Origin of the sequence: Arthrobacter sp. D5-1 (assembly GCF_017357425.1) — a bacterium.
Lineage (GTDB): Bacteria > Actinomycetota > Actinomycetes > Actinomycetales > Micrococcaceae > Arthrobacter.
Genome location: NZ_CP014571.1, coordinates 4,052,035 through 4,067,110 on the forward strand (window position 1 = coordinate 4,052,035; position 15,076 = coordinate 4,067,110).

19 protein-coding genes are annotated in these 15,076 nt (G+C 62.9%); 6 read left to right on the forward strand and 13 right to left on the reverse strand.

The genetic code is table 11. The features are described 5' to 3' along the window. Positions 1–125 precede the first annotated feature (125 nt). The gene (locus AYX22_RS18640; protein ID WP_207594880.1) at positions 126–959 is read left to right on the forward strand and encodes a GNAT family N-acetyltransferase; all 834 of its coding nucleotides are present in this window, start codon (positions 126–128) and stop codon (positions 957–959) included. 165 nt (positions 960–1,124) lie between these two features. Here the strand turns inward: AYX22_RS18640 and AYX22_RS18645 are convergent, their stop codons facing one another. Beyond that, complete coding sequence (locus AYX22_RS18645; protein WP_207594882.1) at positions 1,125–1,859, reverse strand: NUDIX domain-containing protein; 735 nt, start codon at positions 1,857–1,859, stop codon at positions 1,125–1,127. Positions 1,860–1,962: 103 nt separating this feature from the next. On the opposite strand from AYX22_RS18645, the gene AYX22_RS18650 reads away from it, so the two are divergent. The 3 genes from AYX22_RS18650 (at position 1,963) to AYX22_RS18660 (ending at position 4,930) form a co-directional block, all read left to right on the forward strand. After that, complete coding sequence (locus AYX22_RS18650; RefSeq protein ID WP_207594884.1) at positions 1,963–2,979, forward strand: SPFH domain-containing protein; 1,017 nt, start codon at positions 1,963–1,965, stop codon at positions 2,977–2,979. Between the two features lie 8 nt (positions 2,980–2,987). Further along, positions 2,988–3,890 carry an NAD(+)/NADH kinase gene (locus AYX22_RS18655; protein WP_207594886.1) on the forward strand — a complete coding sequence of 301 codons (903 nt, stop codon included), beginning with the start codon at positions 2,988–2,990 and terminating at the stop codon, positions 3,888–3,890. 92 nt (positions 3,891–3,982) lie between these two features. After that, positions 3,983–4,930 (forward strand): hypothetical protein, encoded by a 948-nt coding sequence (locus AYX22_RS18660; RefSeq protein ID WP_242703402.1) that lies wholly within the window; start codon positions 3,983–3,985, stop codon positions 4,928–4,930. Here the strand turns inward: AYX22_RS18660 and AYX22_RS18665 are convergent. Continuing rightward, the gene (locus AYX22_RS18665) at positions 4,927–5,430 is read right to left on the reverse strand and encodes a GNAT family N-acetyltransferase (RefSeq protein ID WP_207594887.1); all 504 of its coding nucleotides are present in this window, start codon (positions 5,428–5,430) and stop codon (positions 4,927–4,929) included. The two genes, AYX22_RS18660 and AYX22_RS18665, sit on opposite strands and share 4 nt — an antisense overlap. A gap of 17 nt (positions 5,431–5,447) precedes the next feature. Further along, a complete protein-coding gene (locus tag AYX22_RS18670; protein WP_207594889.1) occupies positions 5,448–5,837 on the reverse strand; it encodes a hypothetical protein in 390 nt (129 codons plus the stop codon). Between the two features lie 156 nt (positions 5,838–5,993). Here AYX22_RS18670 and AYX22_RS18675 point away from each other — a divergent pair, with 156 nt between their 5' ends. Both AYX22_RS18675 and ggt read left to right on the forward strand, forming a co-directional pair. Beyond that, the gene (locus tag AYX22_RS18675; RefSeq protein WP_207594891.1) at positions 5,994–6,392 is read left to right on the forward strand and encodes a hypothetical protein; all 399 of its coding nucleotides are present in this window, start codon (positions 5,994–5,996) and stop codon (positions 6,390–6,392) included. 128 nt (positions 6,393–6,520) lie between these two features. Then, positions 6,521–8,356, forward strand: coding sequence for a gamma-glutamyltransferase (ggt, locus tag AYX22_RS18680; protein WP_207594893.1), 1,836 nt, complete (start codon positions 6,521–6,523; stop codon positions 8,354–8,356). A gap of 105 nt (positions 8,357–8,461) precedes the next feature. Here ggt and AYX22_RS18685 read toward each other — a convergent pair whose 3' ends face one another. From AYX22_RS18685 to AYX22_RS18725, 10 genes are all read right to left on the reverse strand, one after another. Continuing rightward, complete coding sequence (locus AYX22_RS18685) at positions 8,462–8,647, reverse strand: hypothetical protein (RefSeq protein ID WP_207594894.1); 186 nt, start codon at positions 8,645–8,647, stop codon at positions 8,462–8,464. 30 nt (positions 8,648–8,677) lie between these two features. Then, positions 8,678–9,361 (reverse strand): hypothetical protein, encoded by a 684-nt coding sequence (locus AYX22_RS18690; RefSeq protein WP_207594897.1) that lies wholly within the window; start codon positions 9,359–9,361, stop codon positions 8,678–8,680. Position 9,362: 1 nt separating this feature from the next. Beyond that, a complete protein-coding gene (locus AYX22_RS18695) occupies positions 9,363–10,112 on the reverse strand; it encodes a hypothetical protein (RefSeq protein ID WP_207594899.1) in 750 nt (249 codons plus the stop codon). After that, positions 10,112–10,819 (reverse strand): ATP-binding cassette domain-containing protein, encoded by a 708-nt coding sequence (locus AYX22_RS18700; RefSeq protein WP_207594901.1) that lies wholly within the window; start codon positions 10,817–10,819, stop codon positions 10,112–10,114. Before AYX22_RS18700 ends, AYX22_RS18695 begins: the two co-directional genes overlap by 1 nt. Next, entirely contained in the window at positions 10,816–12,489 is a 1,674-nt protein-coding gene (gene mpaP / locus AYX22_RS18705; RefSeq protein WP_207594903.1) for a daptide biosynthesis intramembrane metalloprotease, read from the reverse strand. The genes AYX22_RS18700 and mpaP overlap by 4 nt, the downstream gene beginning before the upstream one ends. Next, a complete protein-coding gene (locus tag AYX22_RS18710) occupies positions 12,486–13,676 on the reverse strand; it encodes a YcaO-like family protein (RefSeq protein WP_207594905.1) in 1,191 nt (396 codons plus the stop codon). Before AYX22_RS18710 ends, mpaP begins: the two co-directional genes overlap by 4 nt. Continuing rightward, the gene (mpaM, locus tag AYX22_RS18715; RefSeq protein ID WP_207594907.1) at positions 13,673–14,491 is read right to left on the reverse strand and encodes a daptide-type RiPP biosynthesis methyltransferase; all 819 of its coding nucleotides are present in this window, start codon (positions 14,489–14,491) and stop codon (positions 13,673–13,675) included. The genes AYX22_RS18710 and mpaM overlap by 4 nt, the downstream gene beginning before the upstream one ends. Positions 14,492–14,574: 83 nt before the next feature. Beyond that, positions 14,575–14,712, reverse strand: a complete 138-nt coding sequence (locus AYX22_RS18720; protein WP_157731903.1) for a daptide-type RiPP — start codon at positions 14,710–14,712, stop codon at positions 14,575–14,577. Positions 14,713–14,754: 42 nt separating this feature from the next. Next, positions 14,755–14,880 carry a daptide-type RiPP gene (locus AYX22_RS24345; protein WP_278251939.1) on the reverse strand — a complete coding sequence of 42 codons (126 nt, stop codon included), beginning with the start codon at positions 14,878–14,880 and terminating at the stop codon, positions 14,755–14,757. 49 nt (positions 14,881–14,929) lie between these two features. Continuing rightward, complete coding sequence (locus tag AYX22_RS18725; RefSeq protein WP_207594909.1) at positions 14,930–15,073, reverse strand: daptide-type RiPP; 144 nt, start codon at positions 15,071–15,073, stop codon at positions 14,930–14,932. Positions 15,074–15,076: the final 3 nt, after the last annotated feature.

A 15,076-nucleotide genomic window follows, 5' to 3' on the forward strand; every position in this document is an offset into this window, starting at 1 on the left:
TCGACGAGCCGTCTGGGGGTCTGATCGGCAGACTACCGTGTCACACTTCGCTGGCTTTGGGCCCGGCCCGCCAGCAGGCTTCGGAGACGTTGAGTGGGGTCAACGCCCGGCACCCTTGAGGAAGCATGCTTGAATGGATCATCATGGAAGCCGCGAATTTTCCGCTTGGCTCTGAATCCGATCTGCAGCACGCGATGGAACAGAATCTAGCTGAGCATGCCAGTCACTTGCACCGTAACCGCCTCGGTGCCTCCGTCGCGAAAACAGCCGATCTCCTGATCGCCGATAGCGGCCTGGCCGACGACACCTTCAACATCGTCGCCGCAGCCCAATTTGCTCAGGACACAGCGCAAACCCGCACCGCGGAGACGGTCCGAACCCTGGAATCCACCGGCCGCCCGTTCTCCTGGTGGGTAGGCCCGGCCTCGACTCCTGGCAATCTTGCCGAATACCTTGAGAACGCCGGCCTCGAGGCGTCAGAGACAGAGACAGGCATGTGGAAGGGCCTGCACGGCGATCTCCCTGAGACGCGAGTAGAAGACCTGACAATCCGTCAGGTGACCACCCAGGAACAGCTCGCCGATTACGCCGCGATCCTCGCTGCAAACTGGAGCCCGCCAGCAGCCACGGTCCAGCAATTCTTTGCCGAGGCCGCAGACTCTGCCCTCGCCACCGATTGTCCCGCTCGCTACCTGGTCGGATACATAAACGGTCGCCCCGTCTGTTCGGCCGAAGTGTTCTTGCATTCGAGCGTCGCCGGGATTTACAACATTGCCACGCTCGCCTCCGACCGCCGGCGGGGTTACGGCAGCGCAATCACCGTGGCCGCACTCGACACCGCGCGCGAAGCCGGATACGAAACCGCAGTATTGCAGGCCTCCGAGGACGGAGAACCCGTGTACCGCCGTCTCGGGTTTAAACCCTGTGGCCACTTCACGGAATACGCCATCAGTCCCTAACTCCGCCTTGCCACCTCACGTCCCCTCATCGGCACAAGAAACCCCTGTCCGTCACAGAGCCGATGTGATTGTCCGTGGAAGTGTGCGTGAAGGTTCATTCTCGCTGGCTCTTCAACGTCCTGAACTCTGGGCGAATCGGGACTGCCCAGTTCAGTGTCACCCGCTTTACTCCCTCGGCCGCATCAGCGGCGGGTTCAGCACCGCGCGGGCGGGTTGGCCCGCCGTCGGACGCGCAGCGGGGGCGAGCCTGAACAGCGCAGCCGGCCGACCGGCGTCGCCCGCTGTCATTCGCCCGGTGTCCTCAAGGAAACCGGGTGTCCCGGTCGCTTTTCGGTGGAAGTTCCGCGGGTCCAAGCGGGTCCCCCACACGGCCTCGTAAACGGCGCGAAGCTGGGCGATGGTGAATTCGTCGCCACAGAAGGCAGCACCCAGCGGCGAGTATTCCAGCTTCGACTTGGCCCGCTCCAAAGCGTCGTCGAGGATGCGCGCATGGTCAAAGGCCAGCTCGAGCCTCCCATCAAGGACCTCCCGCACCGGATACCAAGCCGCCTGTTCAGCGTCGCTGCCCGCCGACAACACCGGAAAGTCGGGCGCGAGCAGCAGGTGCGCGACGGTCAGGACGTCGCCGCGGGGGTCGCGCCCCCTGGGGCCATAACTGCCCAGTTGCTCCAGGTGCCCGGGAAGATGCTCGACGCCGGTCTCCTCCGCCAGTTCCCGACCCGCCGCTTCGAGCAGGTCCTCGCCCGCCAGAACGAAGCCACCCGGGAGGGCCAGCTTTCCTTTGAAGGGCTCGATGAGTCGGGTAATGAGCAGGATATTCAGCTCACCGTTGCGCACAGTAAGGGCGACGACGTCGACCGTCACCGGGAAGCGCTCGGGCGCGAAATGGGATGCAGGCATGTATCAAGCATAGGAAGTTATCGTCATGTTGACAATAAAGCTGAGTACGCCCTAGGGTGTAGTTATCGTCAAGTTGACGAGAATAACTGAAAGCGAGAACATCATGGCCACCATCAAGCGCTACCCCTGGCTCAGCCACTTCCTCGGCAGCCCCACCGGCTACGTCGTCCACCTTCAAAAGGGCGCCGTCAAACACCAAGGCGTGGGCCAGGCTTTCTTCTTCCGCCCTGCGAACTCTGTGCTGAGCGAGGTTCCCGTGGACGACCAGGAACTGCCCACCCTTTTCCACGCCATCACCCGCGACCACCAGGACGTCAGTGTTCAGGCCAACGTGACCTACCGATTCATCGACCCCGTGGCCGTCTCCACCCGGCTCGACTTCGGACTGCAAACCGCGGGCAAGGCGCCGTCCACCGGACGTGAGCAGGTCTCCACGATCATCGGCCAGCTGTGCCAAAGCCACGCGATCGACCAGATCGCCACCACCACCCTCGCCGAGGCGCTCGAACGCGGCGTCAGCCAACTCCGACTGGTCCTCACGGAGGCCCTGCGGGCAGATGCCAGACTGCAATCCACGGGCATCGAAATCCTCGGCGTTCAGGTGTTGGCCGTCCGGCCCGAAGCCGACGTCGAACGCGCCCTGCAGACTCCGGTCCGGGAGCAACTTCAAGCCGAAGCGGACCGCGCTGTTTACGAGAGGCGGGCAGTCGCCGTCGAACGCGAACGCACCATCTCCGAGAACGAGATGGCCAGCCAGATCGAACTCGCCGTACGCCGCGAGAACCTGGTGGCCCAAGAAGGCACGAACGCCCGCCGCGCCGCAGAAGAGAAGGCCGCCGCTGGATTGATTGAGGCGCAGGGTTCTGCTGAACGGCAAGGAATTGGCGCAGCAGCCGAGGCAAACCAAATCCGCCTGGTGGGCGAAGCAGCCGCCGCCCGCGAAGCCGCCACTATGGAGGTTTACCGCAATATGGAACAGGCCACGCTTTTGGCTCTGGCCCTGAAGGACGCTGCCGGAAGCCTGCCGAACATCGGGAACCTGACCATCACTCCGGACCTGCTCAGTGGAGCACTTGCCGGGCTGTTCAAGGAACCAGCCACAACTGAGCTCACCAAGTAAGGATCGTCATGGCCACCCCGCGCATCGTCATCGTCCACCGGCGGACCGAACTCCAGGAACTCCTGGACCGGCACGCCACCCGCGGCCAGGCCGAGTTCTTCCTCAGCACCCGCGGCCGCAGCATCCAGGACGTGCAGGAGCGTCACGATCACCTCACCGCAGCCTTGGCCACAGTCCGTTCTGCCGTGCCTTCCGACTGGCGGCAGGCCGAAGTGGAACGCGCAGACCTCAGCCGCTTCCTGCTCACGGCGGAAGACATCATCGCCGTGGTGGGGCAGGACGGCCTGGTGGCAAATGTTGCCAAGTACCTGAACGGGCAGCCGGTCATCGGCATCGACCCGGAGCCCGGCGCCAACCCCGGAGTCCTGGTCCGTCACACACCGGCCGCGGCCGCTGCACTCCTGGCCACTGGCGACGTTGGGCGGCTGCACTGCCAGGACCTCACCACACTGACGGCAACGCTCGACGACGGGCAGCAGCTTTCGGCGCTCAACGAAGTTTTCATCGGGCACGCCTCACACCAGTCGGCAAAGTACACCGTGACGGCGCCCAGTTTCACCCAGCCCGGCGGGCAAACCGAGCGGCAGTCGTCGTCGGGCCTTATTGTTTCCACGGGCACCGGCGCCACCGGCTGGTGCGCGTCGATCGCCCTGGAACGCGGTGGGCGTGTACTCCCGGCTCCGACCGATCCGCGGCTCGCGTGGTTCGTCCGCGAAGCATGGCCCTCCCCCGTCACGGGCGCCTCACTCACCGAAGGCGTACTCGAAGCCGTCGAGGTGCTGCGGATTACCGTGGCATCCGATCAGCTGGTGGTGTTCGGCGACGGCATGGAAGATGACCGGCTGACGGCATCTTGGGGGCAGGAGATCACCGTTCAGTTGGGGAAGCGGCCGCTGCGGCTGGTTGTTTGAACCTTCGGATTTAGTCCACTCGGTGTAGTATTGGCGGTTGGCCCTCCGCCTATAGGCTCGGGCACTCCAGTCAGACTCAAACGAGGAGCCTCGTGAGCCACCCCGAGCAAACTGCACAGCACTCTGTCCCGTCCGGGAAGCCATCGAACACGGCCGCCCGGGACGCGCTGCGGGGGTGGTTGATCGGACTCCTGGCTGGCGTTCTTGGACTCGCACCGTGGTGGATTACTGGTGCTACTCTGCCTCTTCAGAACCTGTGGGCTACGCAGGTGATGCCAGATCTGATGCCGACGGCCCTGCTGCCTCTGAGTCAATATGAGGCGACCACCATCCTGGCCCTCCTCACGGTTGGTGGGGCTGTTGCCGGGCTTACAGTTCGCATCTGGTCACCCGCCCGCCGTCGACTCGTCACGTGGTGCGCCCTATCCGGAGTCCTCGTGGTTCACGTCGCCGCCACCATCCAGTCATTCGTGGTACTCAGGGAGGGGCTCTTGCCCGGAAGCCTGCCCGGGCTCTACTTCGGAGGTCTTCTGGCCGGCGTCATCGGTTGCCTACTGGCAGCGCTGGTCGCGTTGTTACTTATCGCTTCGTCTTCAACCGTAAAGGCCACCATCGGATTCGGGCTTATGGCCATCCCGGTCACGTCGTGGGCCGTGGTGTGGGTGGTGAGCGCGGTGGGCTTCCTCAGCGTTCCCACCGCCGTACCTACTGTTGCCCGATGGGTTCCTGCCGTCCTGGTGGGTTGCGCGCTGGCGTGGTGCGGCCTCCGGCCCGCCCGTCGAGCGGTTGCCTGGGTGCTCAACATCCTCTTCCTGTGGCTGCTCCCGGCGCTTTTCACCGCCGTCCAATCCGTCCTCGGCACACGTGTACTGGCAGGAGACATCCCGGCGATGCTCTCGATGGGACGCGATGTATTCGGGCGGGGCCTAGGTCCCGACGGAGCCGCGCTGCCCACGATTCTGCTGGCCTTGGTCATAGGCCTGACGGGTGTTGGCGCCCGGTTCGTTATTGCTCGTCGGAACTCCTTGGCATCGGGCTAGTTTGTCTGAAAGGTGCGGACCATCCGGATGTCCCTTACGCCGTCTTCGACCTTCACCGCTCCGTCGGCAATGAATCCGTTCTTCCGGTAGAAGGCTTGGGCTCGCGGATTAGGGTCGGCCACCCACAGCACAGCAGGTGCGGAAGGGCTGATCACTGCGTCGAGAAGCGCCGCTCCCACGCCCGAGCCGTGGGACGATGCATACGCGTAAAGGACGTACAACTCCTGCGGCTCCTCAGGAAGATCAGATGAGGGGCCTGACATGGCAATGCCGATCAACCTGTTGTCATGCAAAGCGACGGCGACGTTGTTCTTTTCATAGCGGGGATCAGTCAGCGCTGCGGTCCAGAATTTCTCCCGCCACTCCAGGAGACCGGGATCGTCCAGCTCCGAGTCGCTCATCAAGCCCCGGTAGGTTTCGCGCCAGGTATCCACATGTACTTTTGCCATGTCGAGCGCATCCGCAGGCTCGGCACGACGCACGTCAAAGTTGATTGCCATGGCTCTACGGTACATACTCAGCGAGTCGGTACCACCACCACCTGAACGTCGTCTTCGTAGAGGACACGTCCTGGCGTTGATGAACGAAGTTCTTCCCATTGCACCCCGTGGCGATTCAACAACGCCAGATAGCCGGGGACCCTGTCCAGTAAATGCACGGCACTCGTCTTGAACCACGCTTGGGCGTGGAGATTGATGGTGCGGTCATAAACTGTGGGATCCATGAGATTCGGGTCAGGGTAAGCGGCGTCGTACCAAGCATTCGCGGTCTGCCACCAACGATGGTCTTCTTCGCTTAGCTTTCCGTCCTTCGCCAGTCCGTTAGCCAGGCCAAAGATCCCGACGTGGATTCCGCGCGTATTCACTTTCGTTGATTGGTACCTGACGAATTCAAGGGCGGCGGCCATCAACCTACTTCCCTCATGACGTTTCCAGGACACTTACAACCCAGACTGAATACCGAGCCTACAAGTCCAGCGAGATTGGGTCTTGATATCCGGTGTACCGTTGCGTCGACTTAGTGGTTCCAGGTCGACGTAGTGGTTCCAGCCAGAGAGGCTGCTATGACAGCAAAGATTGTAGAGATCATCAGGCACGTTCTGCAGGATGTGAGGTCCAGCGGTCTTGAGGAGCCACGCATCGAAGATCTTGCTTGGAACGACGACCCGCGGGCACTCTCGGCGATGATTTACAGCGTCCGCGACTCATCGGGACAAGGCGTGTCGGTCAGGCGCGACCTACCACGGGCCGAGCAGTTGGTATCACTAGCGGACCAGGTCCAGGAATGGGTTATCGAAGAAAACGGCCCCACCAACAGCAATTGGCCCCAGTGTCCTTGGCATCCCAACAATCACCCCATGGCCGCTCAACTGGTGGGCGACCAAGGCGTTTGGGCCTGCCCCGTTCTCCGAACCCCCGCAGCCATCATCGGTGATCTCCGTGTAAAGGGAGCCGACGAATAGGTTCCCTCGAGCCCCGCCTTACCCCCAAACCCACCCGAATGACAACCGTTGTCCCCTGGCAGAGCCACGGGGTAGGGTGACCGGACCGTCCACCCACATCACCGTCTGGAACAACTCTGGGAGGAACCATGACACATGTGAGACGTCAACTGGCTGCTGTGACGGCAGCCTTGGCCCTAACGGCGACGAGCGGGGCGATGGCCAGTCCCGCCTTCGCCGATCCCCGCGCAACCGATAAGAACGCAACGGCCACCGGCTACGGAGGTGCCGTGAGCACCGTGGATCCCGAGGCATCCGCGGCCGCCATTGAAGTACTGAAGAGGGGCGGCAACGCAGCAGATGCCGCGGTTGCAGCTGCAGCCACCCTCGGCGTTACCGAGCCCTACAGCGCCGGCATTGGAGGCGGCGGCTACTTCGTGTTCTACGACGCAAAGACCAAACAAGTGGGCACCATCGACGGCCGTGAAACCGCTCCGGCCGGCATGCCCAACGACGCTTTCATTGACCCTGCCACCAAGCAGCCCTACAAGTTCACGCCCGATCTGGTCACCAGCGGCGTCTCCGTCGGCGTCCCCGGCACTCCTGCCACCTGGGAGCGCGCGCTGGAACGCTGGGGAACCCTGGACTTGGGTGAAGCCTTGAAGCCCGCCATCAAGGTAGCCAACCGCGGTTTTGTCGTGGATGAGACGTTCCGCCAGCAGACCCTGGACAACAAGGTCCGCTTCGATGCGTTCACTCCAACCCGGGACCTGTTCCTGCCCGGCGGTGACGCTCCCGCCGTCGGAAGTGTCTTCCAGAACCACGACCTCGCCGCGACCTACCGGCTGCTCGCCAAGGAGGGCACCGACGCCTTCTACGGAGGTCCGCTCGCAGAGGAGATCGCCAAGACCGTGCAGGCGCCGCCGAAGACCGCGGAAACCAAGCTTCCCGTCCCGGTGGGGTTCATGACCACCCAGGATCTTGCCAACTACAAGGCGCTGGACCAGGACGCCACCAAAGTGGAGTACCGCGGCTATGACGTCTACGGCATGGCTCCCTCCAGCAGCGGCGGCACCACGGTGGGCGAGGCGCTGAACATCCTGGAAAACTACGACCTCAAGGGCATGAAACCGGCCGATGCCCTGCACCACTACTTCGAGGCCAGCTCCTTGGCCTTCGCGGACCGCGGCGCCTATGTGGGTGATCCCGCCTTCGTGAATGTCCCCACCGGTACTTTGCTGAACGATGTGTTCGCCAAGGAACGCTCCTGCGAAATCGATCCGACGGCGGCCGCTCCCAAGCCTGTCGCCCCCGGCAATATAGAAACGTACGACGGCGCGTGCCCGGCTGCCGTGGCGCCCCTCGCCAAGGAGACGGATACGGAGAACATCTCCACGACGAACCTGACGGTCGCCGACAAGTGGGGCAACGTGGTGGAGTACACGCTGACGATCGAGCAGACCGGCGGTTCGGGAATTGTTGTTCCTGGCCGGGGTTTCCTCCTGAACAATGAGCTGACTGACTTCAGCACGGTCTACGATCCGAAGGATCCCAATCGGATTGAACCGAACAAGAGGCCGCGTTCCTCAATGTCGCCCACCATCATTTTGAAGGACCAGAAGCCGTTCCTGGCACTGGGATCCCCCGGTGGATCGACCATTATCACCACGGTGCTGCAGACCATCCTGAACCGCGTCGATCTGGGGATGACAGTCTCCGAGGCCCTTGCTGCGCCACGGGCTGCACCTCGAAATGGAGCGACTGTCAGTTCCGAGCCCGCCTTCATTGACGCCTATGGTCCTGCACTGGAGTCGTTGGGCCATGACCTGGTTCCGGCGGGTGATGCCTTTACGTCGGCGGCGGAGATCGGGGCAGCGACGGCCATCGAATTTGGCAAGGACGGACAGATGACCGCAGCTGCCGAGCCGACCAGGCGCGGTGGTGGTTCGGCGCTAGTGGTAAAACCGGTCAAACCCGCCAGATAACTCCTTCGTCTGAAGCCAGTTGGAAGGCCTCCAACCGTCGCCTGCAAGCCCGCCTCCGAGACGCCCCGCTTGGGCCGCCGACGAGGCGGGCTTCATCCGGCTCGGTCACGACGGGCGGTTGTTCCTGATCTCCCAGCTGTATCTCCACACCATGACTACCGATGCGGCCGACATGATGATTCCGGTGATCATGGACCACGGCGATTGCCCTGGGTTGGAGACGAAGATCGAGACAGCATAGGCGGCGAGCACCAAGGCCAGCAGCAGCCATAACAAGGGTTTGCGATTCATCGTTGTACTCCTTAGGAAGGGGTTGAACAGTCAGGCGAGGTCGCGCTTCAGGAAAACTCCGAAGGCTAGTGCTGTGACAACTACAAGCCAGCCCGCTGCTCCCATAAAAGAGCCCCAAGCCGGTATGTTGACAGCTGATTGGTGTGCCCAGTCGGCGGCGAGGACCGGGAAGAAAGTGGTATCCGGGCCTATCAGCATCTCCGGGAGCAGAAGGGAAAGGGGTACGGCGAACAGGCTCACCAGGTGGTTGCGGATGAGGGAACCTGCAGCGAACCCCCACACCGATCCCATGGCGGCAAGCCCCGCGAAGGCCGGTACAACGGTCAAGCTCACGTGCCACGATTCATCCACCAGTTTCCCGGATAGGACAAAGGTCAGGCCAACTACTGCGCCGCTGATCAGCGCGCCCAATGATGTAGTGGCTGCCCGGCCCAGAAACGCCGGGATCCGCCGAAACAGCAGGACCCGGCGGCTGAAACAACCAGTGCGGTAATCGGCGGTGAAAGCGAAGGAGCCCACCACCGCGGCCGCAGTGAGCGTGAGCGTCAGGCCTGCATCCACCAAAGACTCGTCGAAGCCCTCCATGGACGGACCGGGTCCAAGCGCTGCGGCAACAGAAACCAAGGCCATGAAGCCCAGCACCAACGCGGCGCCAACACCCGAGCCCTTCCACAGCCAGGGACGGCGCAGGTCCGAGAGAAAAGCGGACACCACGTCAAAGCTCCTTCCGGCGAAGGGACCACACGGCGCCAAAGCCTGCGAACAGCAGCCATCCCAGAGATACGCAAAACGCCGCACTGGGTTCGAGCAGGCCCTCAAAGGGAACAGAAGCGAGCCCCGCCAAAGCGCCGGACGGAAGCCAACGGGCCACATCCGGGGCGTTCGCGAGCAGCGGCAGTTCGACGGCGAGTGGGATCACCAACGTGAGGATCGTCGTCGCGTAGTAGTGCTGAAAGATCCACCCAAGCGAGCATCCCCAGACAGCAGCGAGAGCCGAGGCCACCAGCACCCCCGGCAACAGTCCCAGCGATTCCGGGGCCACGAGCTGCGAGGCAACATCCTGTGGCAGCGAGAAGACTACGGTTCCGCCCCACACCACGATGCCTGTGACGACGGAGCCGAGTCCCACCATCACCGCGGCAACGTATTTACTCACCAGCACATTCGTCATTCCGGCTGCCACCACAGAGCGGCGGAGCGTCCCGTAATAGGCTTCGCGGGTGACCAGATAGCTTCCTGCGAACGTGGCTACCGGCGCAATACTTGCGGCCACTGACCAGAAGATCCTGATGTTGTCCGAAACCGACAGACCACCCGAGCTGTCCGGCCATCCAAGGAAGTTGGCCACGAACCACGGCACCAGCGCACTGAACGCCACGATACCCAGGCTGGAATATCCGCTGACGTACCTGAGGAGCTCCGATCGGATCCCGCTTGTCACTGCCGCCACAGCGCCACCGGTCATTAGGCACCTGCCAGGATCTTGAAGTACGCAGCTTCAAGGCTGCCCCCGCCAAGAGCTTTGGCTTCCCCGAGGGTTCCGCTGAAAAGGACCTTCTGTTTGAGGATGACAACCTGGTCCGCCACTTGCTCCAATTCCATCAGTTGGTGGCTCGAAACCAGCGCACTGCCACCAGCGGCGGCGAATTCGCGCAAGAAGCGTCGCAGCCATTGAATGCCCTCGGGGTCCAGTCCGTTGGCGGGCTCGTCGAGGACAAGTAACTGGGGATTACCAACCAACGCGGAGGCAATCCCCAGGCGTTGCTTCATGCCCAACGAGTAGTCCCGGACCTTTTTGTTGGCTTCGACCGCCAGATCCACCTGCTCCAGTGCCCGCTCCACGTTGTCGCTGTCTGCTCCGGCGGCGAGCTGGCAGATCTGCAGGTGCCGACGCCCCGTCAGCCCAGGCTCAACGTCCATCCCGTCCAAGTTCACACCCACCCTGCCGGCGGGCCTGCGCAGGGATCGGTAGTCCACACCGAACACAGTTGCGCGGCCGGACGTCGCCTCCACCAGACCTGTGAGGCCGGCGAGCGCGGTACTTTTCCCTGCTCCGTTAGGGCCGATCAGTCCCACCACCTTCCCCGCGGGAACATCGAATGTCAGCCCCTCGACGGCGAAACGTCCGCCCCTCTTCTTGCTGAACTGCTCAAAACTGGCGTGAATTGTCATGGCTGCCCTTTCGTGGAGTCTGCAGTTGGTCCTGCTTGCCATGGCCACAGGGGCGAACTGGTGATGGACTCCCAGAGCCATTCCCCCAAGCTCGTCTCGTGGTGGCTGGCTACTTCGGCCCGCCCGGAGGACGAAAGGTTCGTTCCTGATTCCAAGCGGCCGGAGAAGGCAATCACCGGCAGGGTGTCGCCTGCGAGGGCTACGGGGACCAAGGTGTCCAGCGGTGCCATGGAGTTCGACGGCGGTTGGTCACCGATGGTTGCCCGTCCCAGGTTTTCGTGAAGGATCATTCCCTGCGATTGCAGCGTGACTGCGTCTCCCGGGGATAGTGCCTGGGACGGGCCTTGGACCGGCATTACGATCTTCAGCTGACCACCTTGGTAGGTGTAGCCAGCAATGGTTACCGCCCTGACAGGGATGATCGCCAGGAGCACGCCGATGGTCGCCAGCCCCAGCGTCACCACCAAGAGCCGACGCCAACTCGGACTCCCCTTGGCGGCCGCAGCCTGGAAGAACCGGATTACACCCCTGAGTGCCAAGACAAGCAGCAGGCACAGGACCGCGAGGACCACCAAGTGGCCCACAAAGCCCAGCTGAAGGAAAATCGGCACCAAGCGTTGGTAACCGATCAGCATGAAGGCTATTCCGGCAACAAAACTGGCGAGCCCAAACCATGGAAGCAGGCCGCCGGGGCCCAGTGCGCGTCGGGATCCGAGGACCCGGAAGCTGACGACATCGGCCAAGGAATCCAAGGACTTTTTCCGGAGGTGTGGAATGTCCACCGCAGACATCAGGGCCACATAGCCGTCCAGCTTGATGAAGGGGAACAAGTTGAGCACGGCCACGGCGTAGCAAATGACGCCATAAAGGACAGCGGCATCCTTCACCGATGACTCAGGAAGCAGCGCTTGGCCGGCCAGAACCATGCTGCCCAGAGCAACGTGGACCAAAGGCCCTGCCAAGGCAACCAGGACGCGTTGCTTTCTGGAGCTCAGCCGCCACCCATCCGTCACATCGCAGAAGAACGCAGGCGAAAGATAGAACAGCATGATCCCAAGGCGACGCGGTGTCCCGCCAAAGTACGTGAGTGCCATGCCGTGGCCCAGTTCGTGCAGAAGCGTGGACACGAACATCGCCGCCACGACGTACAGGTAGGCCTCCACCGGCAGTGGTGTAGCCAGGACCCGCCACATGCTGGGCCCCGCAATGAAAGCGCCCACCAATCCGCCGAGAAGAAGAAGCAGGGCCACCCCAGCCATGCCGGGCCGCGCCATGGCCGCCACCATGGGTCGGAAGAACTGCAGCAAGGGCGCGGGATTGAACAGGGTGAACTGCACTGTCAGTGGCGGCCTGAACTGGACCCGTCGTACCGCAACGGGCGCCGCACCGCCGTCGAATATTCCTGTGTGCGCCAACTGGCCGACGATCCCCGCGACATCCTGGGCTGTCCACGGAGATCCGAGAAGATGCGCCACTTGGGCCGCGTCCTTCTTCCCGTCCACAGCTTTGAGGACGTTCGCGACGTCGGCGGAGACTCTGGCTTTCGGCACACCGTTAATGGCCACGATCCAGGGCCCGGCAGCCGCAAGCGGGGCATCGATGGACCCCGACGGGGAAAGCTGCACGGGCCACTCGACCGCCCGGTCTGCGCGCACTTTGAGCCTGCTCATATCAGCGGGTGCGGGGTTGAGATATGGCCGGGCAGAAACAGTCGTTTGGTTTCGTCCATGGTGAGGGGGACTGTGCCGGGGCAGATCGCTTTTCCGGCCACCCAACCCATGTCCTGGATCGCTTCGGGCAGCCTGTGGGTGAGGCTCACCCAGTGTGTTTGGATGTCCCTTTCCGCGAGGTATCGCACCAAGGTTTCAACGTCCGGCGTGGGTTGGATGTCGGGGAGACCCACCGGCTGGAAGGACTGGACCCACCGGAGCAACCCGCCAATGGGGGCCGGCGTCGTCCAGAAGTCGGCCCGGGAATCGTCATCCGTCACCGCCTCGGGAGACCGCGGACGGGAACGGGTTTGAAACAGCTCCCGGATTTGGAGGCCTTCCTGAAGTGCTCCACGCAACGCGGACACAGGATGGGCGGCCGCTTTGAGCCCTACCGCACCAAAGTGCGCCTCGTCGGCAATCACGCACACCGCCGTAACCAGCGGGCTGCCCTGCTGCGGGATGAAAGCCAACAACGGTTCGACGCCGGCAGACCTCGCCGCGTCAAGGAGCAACAGGAAGCTCCGCACCTCCTGGGTGGACCGCACAGCGTCGGGCAGGGACGCCACATCGAAGCTGAACAAGGGTGTCCGCTGGTGCCATGCGGCCAGGAACGCATCCCGTTCCAGCACTTCCCCGATGCCCGCAATCTGCGCAAAGACCTCCGATGGACCCGATGCTGCACCATTGGGAGACGGATCGAAGAAGCGGTCCCACGGATTCGCCTCCATGTGTCCGGGGCAGTAATCCACTACCGGCGCCGGAACATGCGAGGCCTTTCCGGTGAGCAGGTTGGTGGCCCGGTACCAAGGAAATTCGTAGGCGAGCGCTGATGGTCTCCCAAGCGCCGCCGAGATGAAGTCGATCCGCGGGTCCGCACCCCCTGTCCGGACAAGAAGGTGCTCGGAATCCGCGGGCGCGGGAGCCAGCGCAAACCGTTCCACAGCTTCTCCCGCACCCCGGGTGATTGAGTCGCGTTTCCTCACATCAAAAGCGCCGACGGCGGAGGCGAACCCTGCTTGCGATGCCCGCCCATGTGCCAACACACCGGCGGTTCGCCACAGCCCAACCTCGTTGGGCACGTACACCCCCGATTCCGACACCAGGCCCAGCGACGGATCGAGGGTCCGTACAGGATCGATGCTCATACGCCGCACACCCACAACTCAATGTCGTCCAGGCCAGGGGTGCGTGTGGCGATGCGGACCGGCCTGCGTTCCAGGATGGTCAAGCCCTCAGCAGTGATTTCCTCTTCGATGAGGCTGTTGCTGACGAACGCGATGTCGCTGGCGTACGCCGAAGACCGGTACGTGCCGCCCTCACCGAAACTGACGTGGATCATGGTGACGTGGCGGGCACCGTTGGCTGGGTCGCGGCTTTCCGTGGTGATGAGGAATGAGTCCTTGCCCAACGGCGAAACTGTTGTGCCGCCGTCGTTGTCTTCTGACGCATGGTGGCTGTCCGCGTTCAGGACCGTGAGAAGGAAACGACCCTCCGGCGCCAGACAGCCGCGGACCCTGCGGAACAACGCACGCCTGCCAACCGGGTCAAGGAGGGTGATGGAACTGGCACCGAGAACCACGCAGCCGTATCCGTCGCCGAGCTCAAAGCCGGACATGTCAGCCTCCACCATGTCCACCGCCACACTGCGCGGGTTGAAGGCCTGCATTTCCACCTTGGTCTTGAGCAAGGCCAGCATTTCCCGGGAAGAGTCGACCGCGGTCAGCGGACGTCCCAAAGTGAGGAGGGGACGGGTAATCCGTCCGGAACCGGCAGCCAACTCAAGGATGGGCCCCGCGGTTTTGCGCGCCGCGGTGAGGATCTCGGGCAGTTCCGTCAGGTCGTTGGCGGTGACAAGGTCATAGAGGCGGGAACCTGAAACGCTGTACAGATCCTCCGGCGGATCCACATGGCCCAGGATCCGCAGAACGGCGTCGGCGGTCTTATCTTTTGCGGTGTTCATCAGCTCGTGTTCTCCGGGAGGTTGAGAGTGGTCCGGGGATGCACGCGGGTGGGACGGAACGTGGCACCACCCGCGTGCACCGGCTATGTGGCGGCGATTCCGACGACGATGCCGGCGATGATGATGACGTCACCAACCCGGATGTACCACGGCGTATCGTCCGGGGTGTCGAGGTTCTCCAGCTCTTCGATGGACAGCTGGAGCGTCGAGTTTGCGATCATTGGTTCCTCCTTCCTTGTTGTTGTGAATGCTGCAGACGGGCACTACGTGATGCTGACGGCGATGATGCCGATGGCGACTCCCTGGGAGACCCCGATGAACCAGTTCTGGAAGTCGGGGGTGTCCAGCGACTCGATCTCCTGGATGTAGATGTTGAGCTGTTTTTGCATTCGCGTTCACCTCCCTTCGCTGCTGCTGTGGTGGCGGACAGGCGGGAGATCAGGTGATGGCGACGGCAATTCCTACCAATGCCAGTCCCGCTGAAATGCCCTTGATTCGTTCGTCCCAGTCATCCGGAACGTCCATGGGCTCCAGCTCCTGGATGTGGAGGTCCAGGCTCTCGAGCGTGTTGGTGCTGTTCATGTG

Coding starts and splice junctions, on each gene's coding strand:
- AYX22_RS18640 (WP_207594880.1), top strand. CDS start 126: ATGCTTGAATGGATCATCATGGAAGCCGCGAATTTTCCGCTTGGCTCT.
- AYX22_RS18645 (WP_207594882.1), bottom strand. CDS start 1,859: ATGCCTGCATCCCATTTCGCGCCCGAGCGCTTCCCGGTGACGGTCGAC.
- AYX22_RS18650 (WP_207594884.1), top strand. CDS start 1,963: ATGGCCACCATCAAGCGCTACCCCTGGCTCAGCCACTTCCTCGGCAGC.
- AYX22_RS18655 (WP_207594886.1), top strand. CDS start 2,988: ATGGCCACCCCGCGCATCGTCATCGTCCACCGGCGGACCGAACTCCAG.
- AYX22_RS18665 (WP_207594887.1), bottom strand. CDS start 5,430: ATGGCAATCAACTTTGACGTGCGTCGTGCCGAGCCTGCGGATGCGCTC.
- AYX22_RS18670 (WP_207594889.1), bottom strand. CDS start 5,837: ATGGCCGCCGCCCTTGAATTCGTCAGGTACCAATCAACGAAAGTGAAT.
- AYX22_RS18675 (WP_207594891.1), top strand. CDS start 5,994: ATGACAGCAAAGATTGTAGAGATCATCAGGCACGTTCTGCAGGATGTG.
- ggt (WP_207594893.1), top strand. CDS start 6,521: ATGACACATGTGAGACGTCAACTGGCTGCTGTGACGGCAGCCTTGGCC.
- AYX22_RS18685 (WP_207594894.1), bottom strand. CDS start 8,647: ATGAATCGCAAACCCTTGTTATGGCTGCTGCTGGCCTTGGTGCTCGCC.
- AYX22_RS18695 (WP_207594899.1), bottom strand. CDS start 10,112: ATGACCGGTGGCGCTGTGGCGGCAGTGACAAGCGGGATCCGATCGGAG.
- AYX22_RS18700 (WP_207594901.1), bottom strand. CDS start 10,819: ATGACAATTCACGCCAGTTTTGAGCAGTTCAGCAAGAAGAGGGGCGGA.
- mpaP (WP_207594903.1), bottom strand. CDS start 12,489: ATGAGCAGGCTCAAAGTGCGCGCAGACCGGGCGGTCGAGTGGCCCGTG.
- AYX22_RS18710 (WP_207594905.1), bottom strand. CDS start 13,676: ATGAGCATCGATCCTGTACGGACCCTCGATCCGTCGCTGGGCCTGGTG.
- mpaM (WP_207594907.1), bottom strand. CDS start 14,491: ATGAACACCGCAAAAGATAAGACCGCCGACGCCGTTCTGCGGATCCTG.
- AYX22_RS18720 (WP_157731903.1), bottom strand. CDS start 14,712: ATGATCGCAAACTCGACGCTCCAGCTGTCCATCGAAGAGCTGGAGAAC.
- AYX22_RS24345 (WP_278251939.1), bottom strand. CDS start 14,880: ATGCAAAAACAGCTCAACATCTACATCCAGGAGATCGAGTCGCTGGAC.
- AYX22_RS18725 (WP_207594909.1), bottom strand. CDS start 15,073: ATGAACAGCACCAACACGCTCGAGAGCCTGGACCTCCACATCCAGGAG.